The organism is Moorena sp. SIO3B2 (assembly GCF_010692525.1).
Classification (GTDB): Bacteria; Cyanobacteriota; Cyanobacteriia; order Cyanobacteriales; family Coleofasciculaceae; genus Moorena; species Moorena producens.
This window is the reverse complement of sequence record NZ_JAAHHE010000660.1, coordinates 1-2,432: the sequence shown is the minus strand read 5'-3', so window position 1 is coordinate 2,432 and position 2,432 is coordinate 1. Positions and strand designations below refer to the sequence as shown.

Sequence of the window (2,432 nt, the reverse complement as noted above, 5' to 3'; positions counted from 1 at the left end):
AAAGCCTTTTTTCTCAAAAACCATCTCATTAAGCTCCAGCTAGTGAAGTTAAATTTTGCGTGTAATTTCTAGCTAATGAACTCATTACCCATTACCCATCACCCATTATTACCCATTACCCATTACCCATTACCCATCACCCATTACCCATTACCCATTACCCATTACCTATTACCTATTACCTATTACCTATTACCTATTACCTATTACCCATTACCCATTACCTATTACCCATTACCTATTACCTATTACCTATTACCTATTACCCATTACCCTCCAGGTAGGGAAAAGCTCAGGGTCAAGGGTGTTTCCTGGCCTACAGCTTTAAGGACTACAGTTGCTACGAGTGTATAACGTTGCTGACGAGAGGGAGGCTCAAAATCTATGGCCTTGATTTCTTCTATCCGAGGTTCCTGAGCTAGACACTCACGGATATACAAATTAGCAAGGGAGCGAAGACGATTATTATTTTGTTGACCCACTAACAGGTGGAGCCGTGACCCATAATTAGGATGTCCCAAAGCGGCAAGCTCCCCTTTACGGGTGTAAAGGCGATTGAGAATTGCCTGAGCCAAATTATCTAAACCTGTCGCTGTTGCCAAGTCACGATTGACACTTTGAAGGTCTACTAATTGTCGCTCAGAAATAAATTGTCCAGTGTGGCGGCGAGTGAATAATAAATCTTTTTCCATTTGGTGTTAGGTGTTAGGTGTTAGGTAATGGGTAATAGGTAATAGGTAATAGGTAATAGGTAATAGGTAATAGGTGTTAGGTAATAGGTAATAGGTGATGGGTAATAGGTAATGGGTAATGGGGAATGGGGAATGGGGAATGGGGAATGGGGAATGGGTAATAGGTAATAGGTAATAGGTAATGGGTAATGGGTAATGGGTAATGGGTAATGGGTAATAGGTGTTAGGTAATAGGTAATGGGTGATGGCTGATCGCTGATCGCTGATCGCTGATGGCTGATCGCTGATGGCTGATCGCTGATGGCTGATGGCTGATCGCTGATGGCTGATCGCTGATGGGGAATTTTGCGATCGCACTAAACTGATTTGAAAAACAAGCTTGTAGGGTGGGCAAAAACATTTTGGTTCACATGAGTCTTCTAGATAAGATAACTTTGCCCACCCTACTTTAATTGGTATTTTTTTAACTGCATTCCAAGTCTACATCCATGTAGGGGCATTGCTGAGGGGCGGAATGAATATGAGTGGGGTGGGCATCCTGCCTGCCGGGAATTGAAACGGGCAAGATGCCCATTCCACCAAGATGCCCATTCCACCAAGATGCCCATTCCACCAAGATGCCCATTCCACCAAGATGCCCATTCCACCAAGATGCCCATTCCACCAAGATGCCCATTCCACCAAGATGCCCATTCCACCAAGATGCCCATTCCACCAAGATGCCCATTCCACCAAGATGCCCATTCCACCAAGATGCCCATTCCACTGATTTGACAAACAAGCTTGTAGGGTGGGCAAAAAGCGATGCAGCGCGGTCTTGGGGAGGCAGCGCGGTCTTGGGGAGGCAGCGCGGTCTTGGGGAGGCAGCGCGGTCTTGGGGAGGCAGCGCGGTCTTGGGGAGGCAGCGCGGTCTTGGGGGTTTCCCCCATGAGCGACTGCCGTGGTTCCCCCCATGAGCGACTGCATCAAGACACATTTTGGTTCACATGAGTCTTCTAGATAAGATAACTTTGCCCACCCTACTTTAATTGGCGTTGCTGAATTAAGGAATGAAGGTGCGATCATCTGGTTTTATGAATGCCCCCTAAATCCCCCAAGCGAGCAATCCCTCGCTTGGGGGACTTTGATAGTATAGTTCCCCCCAAGCGAGCAATCCCTCGCTTGGGGGGCTAGGGGGGCGAAACCATACCCAGAATGAGCAACACCCTACTTTAATTGGTATTTTTTTAACTTCTCTCAGAGGTTGTCTGAGAAGTCTCATTTGCTACATCCAAGCCCCCTAAATCCCCCGAGCGAGCAATCCCTCGCTCGGGGGACTTTTAGCAGCAAATTGATTCTTGTTCCCCCCAAGCGAGCAATCCCTCGCTTGGGGGGCTAGGGCGTGTTTTCAAAGTTTTCCGCCAGATGATGATCCCCCCCAGCCCCCCTTAAAAAAGGGGGGAGCCATACTCAAAGTCCCCCTTTTTTAAGGGGGATTTAGGGGGATCTCCGAGGCAAGAAAACACGCCCTAGGGGGGCAAAATTCAGTATAAAAAAACTTTTCAGATATCCTCTCAATTTACGCTGAAACTCAGGAGTAAGTTGCACCTCAACTAACGGAGCGTCAGTCAATATCAATTCCCTCCCAGATTTGAGAAATGGGTAAGGTTTGTCCAGTCACAGCTTGCTGCCAAGACTTGCTAAAACTTTCTGCTGAAAACTCAGTATTATCACCTTCTGGTATAGATTGAGTTTCTAGGG

Annotated in this window: 3 protein-coding genes; all 3 read right to left on the bottom strand. The window is 47.0% G+C overall.

The annotated features are described in order from the left end of the window. Positions 1-269: 269 nt before the first annotated feature. The 3 genes from F6K38_RS39465 to F6K38_RS39455 all read right to left on the bottom strand — a co-directional run bounded on the left by F6K38_RS39465 (position 270) and on the right by F6K38_RS39455 (position 1,646). Complete coding sequence (locus F6K38_RS39465) at positions 270-692, bottom strand: GPW/gp25 family protein (protein WP_287360358.1); 423 nt, start codon at positions 690-692, stop codon at positions 270-272. A 6-nt stretch (positions 693-698) separates the two neighbouring features. Beyond that, on the bottom strand, positions 699-1,049 hold the full coding sequence (locus tag F6K38_RS39460; protein WP_287360357.1) for a hypothetical protein: 351 nt from the start codon (positions 1,047-1,049) through the stop codon (positions 699-701). Between the two features lie 123 nt (positions 1,050-1,172). Beyond that, positions 1,173-1,646 (bottom strand): hypothetical protein, encoded by a 474-nt coding sequence (locus F6K38_RS39455; RefSeq protein ID WP_287360356.1) that lies wholly within the window; start codon positions 1,644-1,646, stop codon positions 1,173-1,175. Between the last annotated feature and the right edge of the window lie 786 nt (positions 1,647-2,432).